Origin of the sequence: Chitinophaga ginsengisegetis (genome assembly GCF_900168065.1) — a bacterium.
GTDB lineage: Bacteria > Bacteroidota > Bacteroidia > Chitinophagales > Chitinophagaceae > Chitinophaga > Chitinophaga ginsengisegetis.
Map to the genome: position 1 here is coordinate 716,425 of NZ_FUZZ01000002.1, position 17,251 is coordinate 733,675.

General features: G+C 48.6%; 11 protein-coding genes and 1 tRNA gene. All 12 read right to left on the reverse strand.

Annotated features, from left to right (window positions below):
* Positions 1–23: 23 nt before the first annotated feature.
* The 12 genes from B5Z18_RS16660 to B5Z18_RS16715 all read right to left on the reverse strand — a co-directional run bounded on the left by B5Z18_RS16660 (position 24) and on the right by B5Z18_RS16715 (position 17,250).
* Positions 24–3,332 carry a SusC/RagA family TonB-linked outer membrane protein gene (locus tag B5Z18_RS16660; protein WP_159454331.1) on the reverse strand — a complete coding sequence of 1,103 codons (3,309 nt, stop codon included), beginning with the start codon at positions 3,330–3,332 and terminating at the stop codon, positions 24–26.
* A gap of 196 nt (positions 3,333–3,528) precedes the next feature.
* Complete coding sequence (locus B5Z18_RS16665) at positions 3,529–4,506, reverse strand: FecR family protein (protein ID WP_079470618.1); 978 nt, start codon at positions 4,504–4,506, stop codon at positions 3,529–3,531.
* Positions 4,507–4,567: 61 nt separating this feature from the next.
* Positions 4,568–5,140 carry an RNA polymerase sigma-70 factor gene (locus tag B5Z18_RS16670; protein ID WP_079470619.1) on the reverse strand — a complete coding sequence of 191 codons (573 nt, stop codon included), beginning with the start codon at positions 5,138–5,140 and terminating at the stop codon, positions 4,568–4,570.
* Positions 5,141–5,315: 175 nt separating this feature from the next.
* Positions 5,316–6,818 carry a redoxin domain-containing protein gene (locus B5Z18_RS16675; protein ID WP_079470620.1) on the reverse strand — a complete coding sequence of 501 codons (1,503 nt, stop codon included), beginning with the start codon at positions 6,816–6,818 and terminating at the stop codon, positions 5,316–5,318.
* A 39-nt stretch (positions 6,819–6,857) separates the two neighbouring features.
* The gene (locus B5Z18_RS16680) at positions 6,858–8,429 is read right to left on the reverse strand and encodes a RagB/SusD family nutrient uptake outer membrane protein (RefSeq protein WP_079470621.1); all 1,572 of its coding nucleotides are present in this window, start codon (positions 8,427–8,429) and stop codon (positions 6,858–6,860) included.
* A gap of 40 nt (positions 8,430–8,469) precedes the next feature.
* Positions 8,470–11,799, reverse strand: a complete 3,330-nt coding sequence (locus B5Z18_RS16685; RefSeq protein WP_159454332.1) for a TonB-dependent receptor — start codon at positions 11,797–11,799, stop codon at positions 8,470–8,472.
* Between the two features lie 240 nt (positions 11,800–12,039).
* Positions 12,040–13,215, reverse strand: coding sequence for a FecR family protein (locus B5Z18_RS16690; RefSeq protein WP_079470623.1), 1,176 nt, complete (start codon positions 13,213–13,215; stop codon positions 12,040–12,042).
* Positions 13,216–13,363: 148 nt separating this feature from the next.
* Entirely contained in the window at positions 13,364–13,957 is a 594-nt protein-coding gene (locus tag B5Z18_RS16695) for an RNA polymerase sigma factor (RefSeq protein ID WP_159454333.1), read from the reverse strand.
* Positions 13,958–14,189: 232 nt separating this feature from the next.
* Positions 14,190–14,260 (reverse strand) — tRNA-Gln (locus tag B5Z18_RS16700).
* 60 nt (positions 14,261–14,320) lie between these two features.
* Positions 14,321–14,869, reverse strand: a complete 549-nt coding sequence (locus B5Z18_RS16705; protein ID WP_079470625.1) for a DUF4126 family protein — start codon at positions 14,867–14,869, stop codon at positions 14,321–14,323.
* Positions 14,870–14,884: 15 nt separating this feature from the next.
* The gene (locus tag B5Z18_RS16710) at positions 14,885–16,528 is read right to left on the reverse strand and encodes an FAD-dependent oxidoreductase (RefSeq protein WP_079470626.1); all 1,644 of its coding nucleotides are present in this window, start codon (positions 16,526–16,528) and stop codon (positions 14,885–14,887) included.
* Positions 16,525–17,250, reverse strand: coding sequence for an SGNH/GDSL hydrolase family protein (locus B5Z18_RS16715; protein WP_079470627.1), 726 nt, complete (start codon positions 17,248–17,250; stop codon positions 16,525–16,527). The genes B5Z18_RS16710 and B5Z18_RS16715 overlap by 4 nt, the downstream gene beginning before the upstream one ends.
* Position 17,251 lies beyond the last annotated feature (1 nt).

Consider the following 17,251-nt stretch of genomic DNA (forward strand, 5'->3'; position numbering starts at 1 on the left):
GTTGTTTTGCAGTGAGAGCGTCATCAGAATTTCAGGTTCAAACCAAAGGTGTAAGTCTTCATTTGCGGGAAGTTCACACCCGACTGCCAGTTGTCGATTTCCGGGTCAAAGTTTTTCGGGAAACGTTTCGACTTCAGCGTCAGCACATTTTCCATCATGAAATAAAAACGGAGCTGACCAATCTTCGCGCGCTGCAAAATATTGTTGGGCACATTATATCCCAGTTGCAGGTTCTTCAAACGCACATATTTTGAATCATACAGCCACCAGTCGGAAAAGTCGTAGTTCACGCTCAGATCCTGCCGCATCAGGGGATAGCGGGCGCCTTTATTTTGCGGCGTCCAGGAGTCCATCAGATCGGTGGTAAAGGAACCGCCGTAGTTAAACGGACTTACGGCATAACCGGTGAGATACGTTTTATTTTTCAACACGCCCTGGAATAACATGCTCAGGTCAAACTGCTTCCAGGAAAAATTAGCATTCACGCCAAACATCAGGTGCGGGTCTGCATCGCCCAGTATTACACGGTCTTCCGGGGTAATTTGCCCGTCGCCGTTGGTATCCTGGTACTTGATGTCGCCGGCTTTATTTTGCGGCTTATAGGCAGGCGATGCCTTCACTTCTTCATCCGACTGATACAAGCCAAGCGCTTTATAACCATACCACGTCCACCGTGATTGGCCTACCATTACGGGGTTTTCCTGTAATACATCCGGCGTGCCGCCCAGGTCGAGGATCTTGTTACGGGAATCATAGATATTCACCATCACGCCATACTTCAGCTTATTATCGCGGTTCTGGTAGCCGGCAGATACTTCCCATCCCCAGTTGCTCATGCGGCCCAGGTTCATTACGGGCGCATCGCGGCCAAAGGTGGATGGCACACTGGGCGTTAATAAAATCCCGGTGGTCTTCTCTTTAAAAACATCAGCGGTGAGGGTAAATTTCTCATCAAAAAATCCTGCGTCCACACCAATGTTGCCGGTTACTTTTTCTTCCCAGGTAAGATCCGGGTTAGCGGTGTTGTTATAGTAAGTAGTAGTTTGCGCTTTATCGTTGAAATAAGAAGCGCCGGTACCAATTAAACTGGCCCAGGAATAAATACCACGTGTATCCGTTCCCGTTGCATTCTGATTACCTACCTTACCGTATGAGCCACGCAGCTTCAGGTTGCTCACAATGTCAGATCCTTTCAGGAAGTCTTCTTCCGAAATTCTCCATCCGGCAGAAACAGAAGGGAAGAATCCCCAGCGGTTATTTTTGAAACGGGAAGATCCGTCGTACCGCCCGTTTACTTCCAGCAGGTAGCGGTCTTTAAAGCTGTAAGACAACCGTCCGAACATCGACTGGATCGCCCATTCATAGGCGCCTCCGCCGGTAGACCAATAGTCTTTTTTTACACTGCCGCCGTTGATCACATGAATATCATTATTCAGAAAATCCTGGCGACCCAGGGAGTAAGAGTCGTACTTCATGCTCTCCTGGCTATATCCCAGCAGGGCTTTAAAGTCGTGCTGCTTCACCTGTAAGCCGTAATTCAGCGTACCAATAAACGTTTGGTTAATAGCCGTATTATAATCGTCGTTCAACGAGTTGGGCGACTGCTGCGTAGTAACGAGGTTTTCCTCATCATCATACAGCTTATAGGTAGCCCTGAAAATTTTATGCTTGATATCGCGGCTGTTGTAGGAATACTGTCCTTTTACCGACAGGTTTTTCGTAATGCCGTAATCCAGCGTCAGGTTGGTATTAAAGTAATTGTCTTTGTAATTTTCAAACCCGCCGTGATTGATAATAGCCACCGGCTGGGAGCCGCCACGGTAGCTTCTGTCGCGCCCCTGTGGTGTATAGGCCCATTCCGTAGGGTTGAGGATATATGCCCAGTGCATGGCGGTAGTATAAATACCGGCGCCCGCAAAGCTTTTAGGCGCATTCATATACACGGTATTGATCCCGAACTTCAGGTTATCCAATATCTGTGTATTGATATTTACGCGTGAGGTAAAGCGCTCGTTCATCACGCCCTGTACCAGTCCTTCCTGTTTCAGGTATCCGAGTGATACAAAGTAATCGGTATTTTTTGTTCCTCCGGAGACGCCAACGTTATGTTGCATCTGGAGTGCGTTCTCTTTGAAGATGGCGCTGATCCAGTCGGTACTGGGCAATTCACCGCTGGCGTATTTCTGGATATCGGCGTCAGAAAAACGCACGGTGGCATCGGGATTATCGTTCAGCTGTGATTCATTCCATTTGCGCATAAAGGATACTGCGTCTACCAGTTTTGGGAGATAGGTAGGCTGCTGTATACCTGCGTAAGCATCGTAAGCGAGCGAAGGCTTGCTGTTCAGTTTACCTTTGCGGGTAGTAACCAGTATTACCCCGCCGGAAGCGCGTGCCCCATAAATAGCAGTGGCAGACGCATCTTTCAGGATACTGATGTTATCAATGTCCTGCGGGTTTACTGTTTCCAGCTGACCGGCCACGCCATCTATCAGTACCAGGACGGGGTTGCTGGATAAAGTGCTGATACCGCGGATATTCAGTTTGTTGTTGTTGGTGCCGGGCATACCATCGGTTTGCTGGATGAACAGGCCGGGTACTTGTCCCTGTAAGGCGTTTACTACGTTTGGCACCGGCCTTTCCGCTACTGCGGCGCCTTTTACAGAGGCTACCGCGCTGGTAAGACTGGCCTTTTTCTGGGAGCCATAACCTACTACTACAATTTCACCGAGCTTTTTGGTGTCTTCCGTGAGTACAATACGGAGCTGGGTGTCCTTACCGCTAGCTATCTCCTGGGTATTATATCCCATAAAAGATACGATGAGCACCGCGTTTTCAGGGATGCCCTTCAGCACGTATTCTCCTTTTTCATCGGTAACCGCTGCCATGGAAGCATCTTTTACACGAACAGATACACCGGGCAGGGGTTCATCTTTTTCATTCACCACCTTCCCGCGGATGTCTTTGTACATCAGGCCGGCATCGGCGTCCAGCAGCATATTCGCCAGCATTTCATTGCTGCGGCGGATGATCACTTTATCATCTGCTATAAAATATTCCAGGGAAAACGGCGCCAGCAACTCTTTCAGCACATTGCCTACTTTCTGGTGTTTTGCCCGGATAGTTACCACGCTGTTAAAGATCTCTTTATTAACCGCATAGCTGAAAGAGAGATTGGCGCTGGCGCCTATCTCATCCAGGGCATCATGCAATGCTCCTCCTTCCACTTTCAGCGTAATCCTTTTTTCGAGCAGCTGGGCTTCGGTGTGCTTGGCCAGCAATGTTAGTGTGGTACTACATACAACGACTACAATACACAATGACATTTTCATTAGCATGCCTATTACAGGTACACATTTTTTCATACTTTTACGTAGATTAAGGTTGAGTAAAAACTAGCTGCCATCGGTTACCAGGCCAGTGTGGCATACTAGCGTTAAGACTTAACTTTCAGCCTCCCGCAAGGGAGGTTCTTTTTATGTAGGTGGCGCTTCTTTATGCATAGGTTGGTGGTTTATTTCATAACGTTCAGCATTCCTTATCCTTCCTGATGATGTAGGTAGTACCATTGTGCTCCAGGGTAGCGTTGAGCGACAGGCACAGCTGCCGCAACGCTTTCTCCAGTGTGCCGTTGGTATTAAACTCCCCGAAATAAAAACAGTTGGAAATATCTCCGGTGATCTCAATTTTTACGTTATAATAATATCCCAGCTCGGCTGCCACTTCCCGCAGGCCCGCCCGGTCGTATTTCAGGATGCCTTCGCGCCGGCTCAATAAATTGCCGGTGGCTACCCCGTCTTCCTTCGTGATCTTCCCCGTAGCCTTGCTAAACACCGCCCGCTGGCTGGGAGATACATGCACCGCGCTATCCGCGTTGCCTACCGCCACCTTACCCGTTAACACCGTTACCGCCACATCCGGCTGCGCATCAAATGCCCGGATGTTAAAGGAAGTGCCCAACACCCGCGTATCTACCCGTCCGCTGTGAATAATAAAAGGCTGCGCCGCATCGGTAGCTACCTCAAAAAAGGCTTCGCCATTCAATGTAAGTTCACGGCTTCCTTTCCCGAAAGCAGCTGTATATTCCAGCCGGGAGGCCGGGCTAAGCCAAACGATGGTACTATCGGGCAGCTGTATCTTCTTGTGTTCCCCTGCTTTAGTGGCCACCAGTTGCTGCTGCGAATGAACAGCCATTGGCTCCGGAGGGCGCTGGAAATACCACCAGCCGGCTGCTGCGAGTACCAGCAGCACTGCTGCTGCCGCAGCGATTTTTGTCCACCACACGCGTTTCACCGGCGCTGTTCCCGGCTCCGCAGTCCGGATGCGCAGCAACAACTGTTGCTCCATTTCCGCCTCCAGTAAGGATTTAGCGCCAAGCTGCGCTTCGTCCCACTCCGTGGTAGATTTGAAACTGTGATAGTAATTCATCAATGATTGTATCTCCTCCTTACTCGCCGAGCCGTTCATCCATTTATCTATCAATGAAAAAAACTCCTGTCTGTTCATACGGGGTATTTTATCATTAGTGACAAAAAAGAAGGGCTACCCCCAAAGCAGGAAAAAAAAATTATTTATTAATAAGCAGGAGCAGCAACAAAGCATAGCCCAGGGCGGACCGCAGCTTACGGATGGCAATATTGATCTGGTTTTCAACGGTTTTCACCGAAACATTCAACTGTGTGGCAATCTCTTTATAGGAAAGATGTTGCTCCCGGCTCATCCGGAATATGATCCGGCATTTCTCCGGCAAGGTGTCTATCAGGGTATTCAGCAGGGATTGCAGCTCTTTTACGGCCAGCTTACTTTCCGGCGAAGCGGCTTCCATCCGCTCCATCATATGATCAAACAACTCCTCCCGCACCGGGTTTTGCCGGATATACCGGAATACCTTGTAACGGATGCTGGCAGAAAGATAAGCCTTCAGGGAAACGGTTAATTGAATGCGATGGGACTTTTGCCACAGCTCTGTAAACAGCTCCTGTACCAGGTCTTTACAGGCTTCTTTGTCTTTCAGCACCTGGTAGGCCGACAAGAACAGCGGTTCCCAATGCCGCTTATACAACAGGGTTAGCGCCTGTTCATTACCCGACTGCAGCAACAACAACAATTCTTCATCTGTTTGCCCCTCAATGGCCGGCATGGCTGATATTAATTTTTTTATATGAAGGTGGAATACCGGGGGTAAATATAGAGTTTATATTATTATCCTTTGGGCAAAAAAGATGAGTGGCGTTCCGGCCCCGGGTGTATACCATAAAATAACAGGACCGGCCAATTGGCCAGCCCTGCTGCATAAATGGGGTTTCAATATTGTATTATGCCTGTTTCTCCAGCAACAACCGGATCATATCTTCCAGCATCAACTCCGCATCATGATTCTGAATCATGAAATTCTTGAAAATGATCTTACCATCCTGGTCAATCAGGTAATTCGTGGGCGCGCCTCTTACCGGGAGGTTCTGCCGGTTGGTTTCCACATCTTTCAATGGCGTAAAGCTATATTTACTGGATTTCACAAACGGTACCACATATGCATCCTGGTCGCGCACAATGTTAATGCCCAGGTAGGATACCGGCTGACCATTAAAATTCTTCAGCACCTTTTCAAAGTGAGGAAACTCTCCCCTGCAGGGGCCACAGCCGGGAAACCAGAAGGTAAGCAATACCACTTTGCCTTTGTAGTCTTTCATGGATACTTTACCATCGGCTAAATAGGACTCCAGCGAAAAAGACGCTTCCTTAGCCCCTGTATTCAACTGTTGCTTCAGCTCCTCATAAATTGCGCTTTCTGTTTTACCGGCTTCCTTACCATAGGCCAGTAGCGGCGCTTTCAACGACCTGGCCGGTGTGGCCACGTAGTACTTCATCAGGGTATCATACGCCTGCTGCGGATGTCCGCCCTGGTTAGCTACTTTTGCTTTGAGCAATGCCAGCGTTTGCGGCATGCTGCCCCATCTCTTTGGCTTTATGTTATTCAGTACCGCGGCGGCTTCACTGGTTTTATTATCTGCCAGTAGTTTTTCGGCGGCTATAAACTGGCCGGCCAGCTTTGCATTTTTCTCAAACCCTTCTTTGCTTTCTGATTCCAGACCAGGCGTTGCTGCCAGGTCAGTGGCCAGCTTCAGCGCTTCCGAAGGATTGTCAGATAACAGCAGATCAAAGTATTCTTCCATACCGGAATTGGACCAGCTGAACTTTGATACCGGGAAATCACGGCGCATCTGCTCATACAGTGCCTTCTTTTTCTGCATATCCGGTGCACGGAAAGCCATCCAATACAATGCCTGTGCTCCGCGCTGACTTTCCGGGAATTTCTTGATCAACTCATTACACATCTCCCGGTATTTCTCCGGATCATCTTTTTCAAGGGAATTGGCATAGTAAAAAAGATAATCTGCATTATCCGGTTCTGCGGCAGCCGCTTTACCCATAAAGTCCCGCGCCTTGTCAAATTCGCCCCAGCGCTCTGCATCTATCGACAGCTCCTGCCAGGCATCCGCCAGTTTCGGATTCAGCGCCACCGCCTTCAGCAGGAAAGGACGGGCTGCAGGGCTTTCCATGTTTGTATAAAATTTACCGTAGCCATAAGCGATACCCGCTTCTTTGGGGAACTTTTTGGTCCACAGCTGGTATTGCTTTACAACAGCGGCACTGTCTTTCCACATGGCTTGTATGTATGCGTCATGCGCGGCAATATTCTCCGGATGTTTATTAATAACGCCTATCAGGCTATCGCCTTTTTGCTTCAACTGCGCATTGGCCATTGAAGGCAACGACAGCAAAGCCGCTGTGATTAAATGATTGAAAGTGATTTTCATAATGCTGGTGTTTGACGGTATATAATTTTATGTAGATAATTACCAACCGGGATTCTGCTCCGGTACTTTACCCGCAGGATACTTTTGCAGCTGGTCCTGTGGTATCGGGAAATAATACATTTTGTCTTCGAAAAACCGCTGTTCCAGTGGCACCGAAGTATAAGTCCGGGCGCCGTTTACGATGCCAACCTGCATCGCCCGGATGGCTGCGCCGATCATCGTAGCGCCGGTACCCCACCTGCGGATATCGTTGAACCGCTGGCCTTCAAATGCCAGTTCCACGGTGCGTTCACGCACATAATCATCCCATGTGAGTGTGCCGGTTATTTCCGGCATATTTACCCGCTTACGCAGCAGGTTCACATACGTGCGCGCTTCACCGGGATTATTCAGTTTCAGCTGGCACTCTGCATAGTTGAGATATACTTCGCCCAACCGCATCATGATACAGTTCTGGTAGTTGGTGTTATTACCGCCGAAAATATAATTTGGGTTCATGAACTTGCGCAGCAGGTAACCTGTGATGGCGGTGCTGGACGTACCGGGGTTCATGGCTGATCCCAGCTTTAAGTCCATTTCGGTATTCATCCAGGTAGTGCCATCGTAGATAACGCTGGCATGCAGGCGCGGATCGCGGTTAGCATAAGGATGCGCCGGATCATATAAGGCAGATTGGTTCCAGGGTTTACCATCTGTCATCAGGTACTGGTCTACCATGTTCTGCGTAGGACAATCCCGCACACTGCCAAAGCCGGTGAAGTAAGTAGAGTTGTTGTAGTCGTCCAGCGAATGTACCTGTCCGCTTAAATCTCCCGCATATTCTTTATTAAAAATAACTTCGCTGTTATCATCATTCTCCGGGAAAAACATCGCGCCATAATCCGGGAAAAGAGAGAAGCCGCCTTTGTCAATTACCTCTTTGGCGGCAGCTGCCGCGCCGCTGTAGTCCTTATGATTCAGCAGCAGCCGTGCTTTCATGGCTAATGCTGCAAAACGGGTAGCCCGTCCTGTGGAGGAAGCAGGGTAGCTTCCCGGCAGGATGGCCGCGGCATCGTCCAGGTCTTTCACCATAAAATTTATACAGGCTTCATCAGTAGCGCGACCCATTGTCAGCTCATCATTCAGTGTCAGTACTTTATCTATAATCGGGAAACGCCCGAAAGTAAAGTAGAGATCCATATAATGCAGTGCCCGGAGAAACAGCATCTCGCCTTTGATCTGTTGCTTTCCACCGGCACTGAGGGGCGTTTCATCCAGGTGCGATAACACGGAATTGCAGTTCCGCACCGCCGTATAGGTGTTTGTCCAGAGGTCGGTGTTGATATTGGAAGAAGGAGAATACTGCCCCGAATTAATCTGGTTGGACTCCAGGAACGACTTGGCGGCTTTGGCTTCATCGGTAATATCGCAGATCATCCAGTTTCCCGCATCATCATAGATTGCGTGTATTTTGCTGTACGATTCCAGCACCACCCTGCTGATGAGGGCACTGTCTTTCCATACGTTGCTGTCGCTGTAAAGGTTCAGGGGGCCTTTATTCAACGCCTCTTTATTACAGGCAACTGTTCCCACCGTTGCAGCAAGGGCTATATAGCTGATTAATCTTTTCATTTGAGAGCATTAGTTGGTTCAATAAATTCGTTTCCACTGATCAGAACTGCAGCGTTAAACCGGCTGCGAATGATTTCATCAGCGGATCACGTACCTGCCCCGCACTTTCCGGGTCAAACGATTTAAAATGAGTGAAAGTGAAGAGATTGTTCGCGCTCACACTAATACGCAAACTCTTTGCGCCAATACGCTGAAGTACGCTGCCAGGCAGGCCATAAGCCAGCTCTATGTTCTTCACCCGCAGGTAAGCCGTATTGCGCGCCCAGTAATCAGAGCTTTCCTCATTATTCTGATTGTTGTACCACAAACGCGGATAAGAAGCATTGGTGTGAGTGGGTGTCCAGCGGTCCAGTTTATCTGTGGTGGCAGGCAGATTCGTATAGGCGTACCCTTGTACATCCCCCGCACCCTGCATCAGCACATTCAGCTCAAGACTGCTGTACTTCACTCCCCAGCGGATACCGTACTGGATTTTAGGGAAAAATGAAGCGCCAAAGAAAACCTGGTCCCTGGCTGTAATGGCGCCATCGCCATCTACATCCTTATACCGGATATCACCGGGCGCAGTGCCAGGGTAGAGCGGCTTAGGCCCTTTGGTAATTTCTTCTTCACTCTGATAGAGGCCCTCAGATATGTATCCAACCGCCTGCGTGCCTACCCTGTTATAAAAATAACCGATAGACTTCCCGGTTGCCTTCTGCCATTCCGGGATGCTTTGTGATTCAGGATAGTAGACAACCTTATTCTTACTAAAACTAAAATTCGGAGAAATAAAATAAGAGAACTTCCCGAAGTGTTGCGCATGACTTAAAACAACTTCCAGCCCCCTGGTATCCACAATACCGCTGTTGATATCAGGCAGCCCGATACCAATTACAGCAGGCACCTGCTGTGCCGGCGGCGCCAGGATATCTTTTGTTCTTTTCTGAAAATAATCTGCTTCCAGCGTTAAGAGATCCTGCTTGTAATGCGCTTCCACGCCTATGTTGGCAATTACCGCACGTTCCCAGGTAAATACCGGGTTAGGTAACACATTAGGCGATAACGTTTGATAATACTGCGGCGTAGCGCCTCCCAGTGAATATCCCGGCGTAGCGCCCAAAGCATACGTGGTCAGGAACTGGTACGGATCTACACGGTCGTTACCCAGCTGCCCCCACGACGCTCTTACCTTCAGGAAATCAAGATCGTTGGATACATTATCCATGAAAGGTTCTTCAGATAAAACCCACCCGGCAGACAGCGACGGGAAAAATCCATAACGCTGGTCAGGAGGGAAAATATCAGACCCGTCATACCGGAAGTTAAACTGGAACAGGTAGCGCGATGCATAGTTGTAAGACAAACGGCCTACCAAACCCCGCCTGGCATTCTGCGTGCCTGAACCGCCATTGGTAACGCGCGTAGGATCGCCTAAGTCCAGCTGTGACAAACTGGAAGACACAAAGCCCGAACGCTGTGTATTAAAATTATCACCGGTATTATTGGTTTGTGTATAAAGCAGCAAACCGGATAAATCATGTTTACCAAACGACCGGTCGTATTGCGCGCCGGCTTCCAGCGTGAGGCTCTGCGTTTGCGCAAAGGTTTCCCGGAGGTAAGGCTCAGTAGGATAAGGCGTTGCTTTCTTAAAATTGCCTGCCGCATTAATACTATACATATCATACGGTGTGGCAAAGCGTTTACCAAAAGTGTAAAGCTTATCAAAGGAGCCATTGGCTTTCAGCGACAACCCTTTTACAAAAGGAATATCGTACTGTATGTTGACTACCGAATTAAAGATATTGGTATTGGTAAGATTGTAACCAGATGCGCCTATCGATTGCTGGTAAGCATTGCCGCGCTGCTCCGGCACAACAGCATACAATCCATTGGTGAAGCGGTTTGCACGGATAGGCGGGGTTGAATACATATTACTGATAACGTACTCCGAACCATACACCGCTTCTGAATTTTGTTTGCTGAATGACCCGCTGAGGTTCATCGTCACCTTCAGATCGCGCGTTACCTTTGCTTCCAGGTTGCTGCGCAGGTTATAACGGCTGTAACCTTCTACCGGTACCAGTCCGCTGTTTTTTGAATAACCTCCGGAAATAAAGTAACGGATGTTTTCACTTCCGCCTGCGGCAGATAAATTATAATTGCTTTGCCACAAAGAAGTAGCCAGCACTTCGTCGATCCAATTCACATTTGGATAATAATTTGGATCGGAACCATCCTTATATTTCTGCAGGGCTTCATCACTGAAACCCATACCCACACCCGGCTGGTATAATCCTTCATTCTTCAGCGCTTCATTGTAAGTAGTGGCATAGTCAAAAGCATTCATCTGCTTATAATATTGCGTAGGACGCTGGTTCACCACGTTGGCCGCAAAAGTGATACTGGGTTTGCCGATGTTTCCTTTTTTGGTAGTCACCAGTATTACCCCGTTGGCCGCACGCGCGCCATATACAGAAATCGCCGACGCATCTTTCAGCACGGATATTACATCAATATCGTTGGCATTCAGATCATCCAGCCGCCTGTCGGGAATACCATCTATTACTACCAGCGGGGCAGAGTTATTAAAGGTGCTCAGCCCACGCACAAAAAGCGTAGAACCCGCTCCCGGCGCACCACCGGATTTTACCGCGTACAGTCCTGGCAACCGGCCCGCCAGCATATCCGATACCGCTATACTGGAATGATTTTCTGTAAGTTCCTTTGATCTTACAGAAGACATCGATTCTGTTTTGTTTCGTTCGGTAGTGGTGCCGTATCCGATAATTACAGAAGCATTCAGCTCTGTAAGCACAGGCTTCAGCGAAATGGTGAGCTGTACCGGGATTTCGCCTACTTTAATGTTTCTTTCGAAAGATCCGAAACCGACAAAAGTCACGATGACGGTGTAATTACCAACAGCAAGATTTCTGAAAGTAAAAGAGCCATCTTCTTTGGTAACCGTGCCCCTGTTAAAAGGCCGCAGGCTTACCGTGGCTCCCGGTATGGGTTTCCCCTGGTGATCTACCACCACACCGGTTACAATGCCGGACGCCGATGGTAACTCCATCAATGGCCGGGCCATTACCATTTTTCTGCCAATGGTCACCAGCTTATTTTCTTCATCAATACGCCAGGTAAACGGCAGTCCCCGCATAGCCTGCTCCAGTGCCTGCCGGAGCGAGGCATTTTTTAATTGTATACTTACGGGTGCGGATTGCCGCAGCAGTTGTGCATCATAAAAGAAATGATAAGTACTCTGTTTTTTAATACCTGTCAATACTTTTTCAAGTGAAGCCTCTTTCAATGATAATGTAATCTCCTGAGACACCCCTTTTGCACTTACATGCAGACATAGCACAACAATCAGGAAAAAATTCAATCTCATAATGAGCATCGTTTTTTTAAGGAGGGAACGGGCAAAGAAATGCCCATAGCAATTACTTAATTGCATACATTTGTAGTGTTTGGGTGAATTGATTAAACTTTCTTTAGTCGGATGGTTGTCGGTAAACCCGGATTAAACAGAAGTGTTGCAAGCACTTCTGTTTTGTTTTTTAAGACGTATTTTTTTTCATTGATGGTTGGTTGGTTTTTGGTTGATAATAAATCCTGTTTGGTTGACAGATCAATCAATAATCTTAATTGTTCTTCCTGTTATTACATAGTGAATATCACTGAATTTAAGTATCTCTAAAGCTTGCTCCAGGCTTACACTCCGGGGTATTTCGCCCACAAAAGCCTGCTCTGTATTTTTGGTTTCAAATATTACATTCACATCATACCACCTGGCCAGTTGCCGCATCACGGTAACGATATTGGCTTTGTTAAAAGAAAAATATCCATTCTTCCAGGCCATCACCGTTTCGGTATCTACGTTCTTTAACAGCTGCCACCTGTGGTTTTCCTGTTGCTGCACCTGCTCGCCCGGTTGCATCACACCCGCATAACCCGCACCGGATACTTTCACCTTACCCGTGATCAGCGTAGTGGCAGTTACCGTTTCATCGGGATAAGCATTGATATTAAAATGGGTGCCCAGTACCAATACTTCCTGTCCTTTCGACTTTACCCGGAAGGGCTGGTCTGCTTTCGCCGCTATCTCAAAGTAAGCCTCCCCGGTAAGCTCCACCACCCGCTCCGGACCATTGAATACCGCCGGGTATTTTAAAGAACTGGCCGCATTCAGCCACACCTTTGAGCCATCCTGCAGTATAATGCGGTACTGTCCTCCACGTGGCGTGATCATGGTATTGTATTCCACCGTATTGCCGCCGGACTGTAATCCAGGCTGATACGCCAGCACGCCGTTATCCATTTTTACCACCTGCGCATTTCCCTGCTGACCAACCACGCCATTCTGTGCGTCAGAAAGTACAATCGTTGTCCCGTTAGCCAGCTGCAGCGTCGCCTTATTGGTGCCCGGCGCTATATCTGCCGCTACCTCCGGAATGTGATGCATGATGCCTTGCTTCTTCTGCTGCATAAAGAACCATACTCCTGATGCCACCAGTATAAACACCGCAGCCGCTGCGTATTGCCACCATTTCCGGTACAATACCTTCACCGGGGTACTGGTATGGCCTGGTTTATCGGCATTCAGTATATGTTGCAGCATTGGCTCCCAGTCGGCACGATTCACCTCCACATCGCCGGAAAGCTCCTCCGGCAATGCAACCGCTGCGCTGTTAAACAGTTCCCGGTTGGCTTCATCCTGAAAAAAAGCGGTCAGCTCTCCTTCTTCATCTTTCGTCAGTCCTTCTTCCCCACTTTTTCTCAATAAAAAAGTAATTCTCTGTTCCATAGTGGTTTTCAAAACGTAGTAAAATAATTACAGGTGCACGCCGGCAAGCAGCGTAATACTATATAGAATGTAAAAAAGACCGGCGGTACTCATCGGGCAGCACATTTTTTTTAGAATAAAGAGAGAGAAGAAATTAACCGCCTTATTTTCAGCGTGTTAAGGAGAACAAAAATAAAAGGGGAATTATTTTCCCGGCATCGGTAAGATATCCGCGGATATAACTCAGCGCAGCGCTGAGCGTATTTTTTACGTAGCTGGGAGAGCATTGCAGGCGATCGGCAATTTCCTGTGTTTTCAGCCCTTCTTCCCTGCTAAGCTGATAGATCTTTTTACGTTGCGGGGGCAATTGCTCCACTGCCTCCCGGATCAGCAACAGGGTTTCCTGTACCTGCAGGCGGTCTTCCGCGAGATTGGCAGCAGCGCTTCCCGCGTCGTCCCGGATATCCGTTATCTTACGAAGCGCCGCCTGCTTGTGGAACCAGGTAAAGCACTCATTGCTGGCCACCCGTATGATCCATGCCTGTGGCTCCAGCAGCCCTGGCAGCTTATCGCGGCTCAGCCAGATGCGGATAAACGTTTCCTGTACAATTTCCTGGGTCCCCTCCGGCGATTTGACCATCCTTTGTATAAAAGATGTCAGCCAGGGAAGCGCCCCATAAAAAAGTTCACGAAAAGCCACTTCATCTCCTTCCGATATACTGATCAGTAATTCTTTTGCTATATGAAACTTGGCGCCGCGCAATATCTCCTTAGTTAGACAAGCGGCAATTTAATCATTCTCTTTTTCTTTTTTGAATAATAGGCGGGAAGAAGATTTTAATGGTCCATGTGGAAAATCAAAAAATGCTGCATCCTTGTGTTACAATAACAAACGCATATACACGGCCTGGATTCCACCGTTAGTTTTCCCCAATGTGATCTGTGATCCCAGAAATAAAAAAGCCGCTACAAATTGTAGCGGCTTTAACTTCTTGTTGCCCAACCAGGATTCGAACCTAGACAAACAGAACCAAAATCTGTCGTACTACCATTATACTATTAGGCATCATTCTATGGGGATGCAAATGTAGTTTTTTTCTCAAAGAAAACAACTACATAAAAGAATTTATCTTTTCTTCCTGATAGACAATGCTGCGATACCCAGTGCTACAGCGTCTTCCAGTCCACCTACTGCTGCATCTCTTACATGTAATTTCCTGCCGGCAGCCTTGCGCAAATAGAAGAATGCGTATGCTGCGGCCACTGCTGCCACGCCGCCAATTACCGCTCCTTTCCAGGCTTTCTCACCTTTTGCCTGGTATAAAGTGGCTCCAGCCAATGCGCCGGAAAGTGCCCGGCCGGTAATACCGGCAGCGGCTATACGATTTCCGATGTTGGGTGCTTTGTCTACTACCAGCTCGCCTGCGGCCATTGTTTGTAAATAGCGGGAAGTACCTTGCTTTTGCATAAAGCCCAAAGGCGATTTACGTAGTTTGTCTGAAGGTTGCTGACTAACAAAATAACTGGCGAAAGCAGGGCCCATTGCGCTGCGCATCCCGGTAACAATGCCCAGGCCAATAGCCCGGCAGATAGTAGGTATCATAGCTTTTTTCATATAGCAGCCGCCGCAATCATTGTGCCATCCATGCCACTTTGCTTCTGTTCGCTGTAGCATGGATGACTGTTTATGCTATCGTGCCGATAACCGCTGATGATCTTTCTCCAGCTGCGCTTTCAACTGCCCGTAGTCTACCTCCTGCACCGCCTTGTTCCCATCAATGGCCAGCGCCGCTGCCGTGGCGGCACTCTGCCCCAGGATCATGAACACCGGCTCCATCCTGATAGAACCATAGGCGATATGTGAAGCCGACATGCATACCGGTACCAGCAGGTTGCTGCACTCTGCCCGTTGCGGAAGTATGGACCCGTAAGACACCTGGTAGGGCTCTTTGATATCCACACCGATGTCGCCTTCATTCTGCACATACCCGTCTTTTTTCACATAACGTTGCGCATTATGCGCATCCAGGGTATAAGAACCCATGCCTATAGATTGTGGTACCGCGCTTTCTCCAAGCACCGATTGCTGCGTCATAACATGCACGCCTTTCATACGCCTTGCTTCGCGTACATACAACTGGTGCGGCCAGTTATGGTTGTCACGGAACTCATCGGCCGATAAGCCCCACGTTTGCATGCGGCGCTGAATGGCAGCCGGCACACGGGCGTCGTTCGCAAGGAAATATAAAAGTCCCTGCTGATACACCTCGTGCTCATGAATGATCTCCTTCCTGCGCTCATACGTGGCTTCCGGATAATCGTAGTTCATACCGATGTTGTCAAAACTAAAAGGACCATGATTGTTCACATCCGTTTTATGATTGGGGATAGGATCAAACTTACTGAACACTTCATTCCAGCCGCTGTCCAGCACACGGGTAAGTAATTCATACTGCGTGGGGTCATATCCTTCCGGCTTCGGAAAAGGAATGCGGTTGGCAGGTTTATCGGTCAGGCACATACGAAAACAATACGCCTGGATCTTTTTATCCGCCGCTCCTTTTTCCCCGGGATCTTCCCCGGAAACACGCGGCAGCAATCCACTTGTTGCATCACCGGCAATGCGGTACGGACTGATATTTTGTTTGAAATAATGGCCGTGGTGTAAAACGCCGGTTTGTACGCCGTTCCAGCTTTCGCCATAGGTGGCCACAGCTTCGCGGCCTACGGTATAGCTTACGCCTGCAGCTGCCATCAGATCGCCTTCATAGGTGGCGTCAATGAATACTTTGCCGCTATAGGTTTGTCCGCTGAGGGTAGTAATAGCCACTATCTTTCCGCCTTCCTTTTTTACGCCCTGCTTGCGGTCGAGCCATTCGTTGCGGTAAATTTTCAGGTTATTCTCCCGGATATAATCTTCAAATACCTGCTCTGCTACATGCGGTTCAAAGATCCACATGGTGCGCTCCGCGCCATCCATTGCCGGCGTACCCTGGCCTTTATTGCCATACTCCGCCTGCTGTTGCCACTTCCAGGCGACGGGTTGCTGGTAGTGCAACCAGATGCGGTGGTAAAAATCACGGGCCAGGCCACCTATTACAGATTTATTGCCGGTATCGGTAAACCCTAATCCGCCTGAAGAAAGGCCGCCAACATGTTTATCCGGCGATACCACAATGACTGTTTTACCCATTTTATGCGCCTGTACCGCGGCCACAATTGCTGCAGAGGTGCCACCATAAATAATTACATCTGCCTTATTTACCGGCGCGCCGGCGCGGGAAAATAAATAAGGGATCACCAGGATCGTTGCTAACAGGACTATTTTTCTCATGCTGTCAATAATTTTTTTAGATATGCGGGATAACTTTTTCCGTTTGTTCCTCCATCGCCAAAGGTGATACTGTCGCCGAAACAAACCACCCTGTTATGAGGTAGCTGGCGTTGCGTAATATATTCATACACGGCTACTGCTATGGTGCGGTAACCAGCCGGGGTAGGATGTACGCCATCCTGTTTCTGGCTGTTGGCTACATTCTGGATCAGGCTGTCCGTCTCTTCTCCCACATCGCCCACCTGTTGAAAAATGTAGCCCATGTCTAATAAGTCCTGCTTATTATCCGCTGCAATTTTCCGGATCACATCATTCACCTGCTGCTTCCTTTTGGCATGTCCTTCCGGCTCATAAAATGCGCGCGGGTGGCGGGTATATAAATAGGGTTCATGCACCGGCAGGATCGTCATCATCAATACCCGGCTTTTGGCCGCTATCAGCTGTACCACTATTTTCCGCAGGTTGGCTTCATACTCCGGTAAAGCAATGTGCTTCATCGAATTCATATCGTTGGTGCCTATCATCAGCACTGTCAGGTCCGGTTGATGTACCAGGCAATCCTTATCGATACGCTTCAGCAGGTCAACCGTATTATTTCCGCCGATTCCCGCGTTGAAAACAGCTGTGTTACCGGGCTGACAGATCCTTCCGGGGAAATACTTCTCCGGAAATGAAAATGTGGCGGTGAGTAATCCCGCCTGTAAAAAGTTCCTGCGATGCATT

Bases quoted from the DNA above. Each gene is read 5' to 3' on its own strand.
- B5Z18_RS16715 (WP_079470627.1), bottom strand. From the start codon at position 17,250: ATGCATCGCAGGAACTTTTTACAGGCGGGATTACTCACCGCCACATTT.
- B5Z18_RS16680 (WP_079470621.1), bottom strand. From the start codon at position 8,429: ATGAAAAGATTAATCAGCTATATAGCCCTTGCTGCAACGGTGGGAACA.
- B5Z18_RS16685 (WP_159454332.1), bottom strand. From the start codon at position 11,799: ATGAGATTGAATTTTTTCCTGATTGTTGTGCTATGTCTGCATGTAAGT.
- B5Z18_RS16705 (WP_079470625.1), bottom strand. From the start codon at position 14,869: ATGCTACAGCGAACAGAAGCAAAGTGGCATGGATGGCACAATGATTGC.
- B5Z18_RS16670 (WP_079470619.1), bottom strand. From the start codon at position 5,140: ATGCCGGCCATTGAGGGGCAAACAGATGAAGAATTGTTGTTGTTGCTG.
- B5Z18_RS16675 (WP_079470620.1), bottom strand. From the start codon at position 6,818: ATGAAAATCACTTTCAATCATTTAATCACAGCGGCTTTGCTGTCGTTG.
- B5Z18_RS16690 (WP_079470623.1), bottom strand. From the start codon at position 13,215: ATGGAACAGAGAATTACTTTTTTATTGAGAAAAAGTGGGGAAGAAGGA.
- B5Z18_RS16710 (WP_079470626.1), bottom strand. From the start codon at position 16,528: ATGAGAAAAATAGTCCTGTTAGCAACGATCCTGGTGATCCCTTATTTA.
- B5Z18_RS16665 (WP_079470618.1), bottom strand. From the start codon at position 4,506: ATGAACAGACAGGAGTTTTTTTCATTGATAGATAAATGGATGAACGGC.
- B5Z18_RS16660 (WP_159454331.1), bottom strand. From the start codon at position 3,332: ATGAAAATGTCATTGTGTATTGTAGTCGTTGTATGTAGTACCACACTA.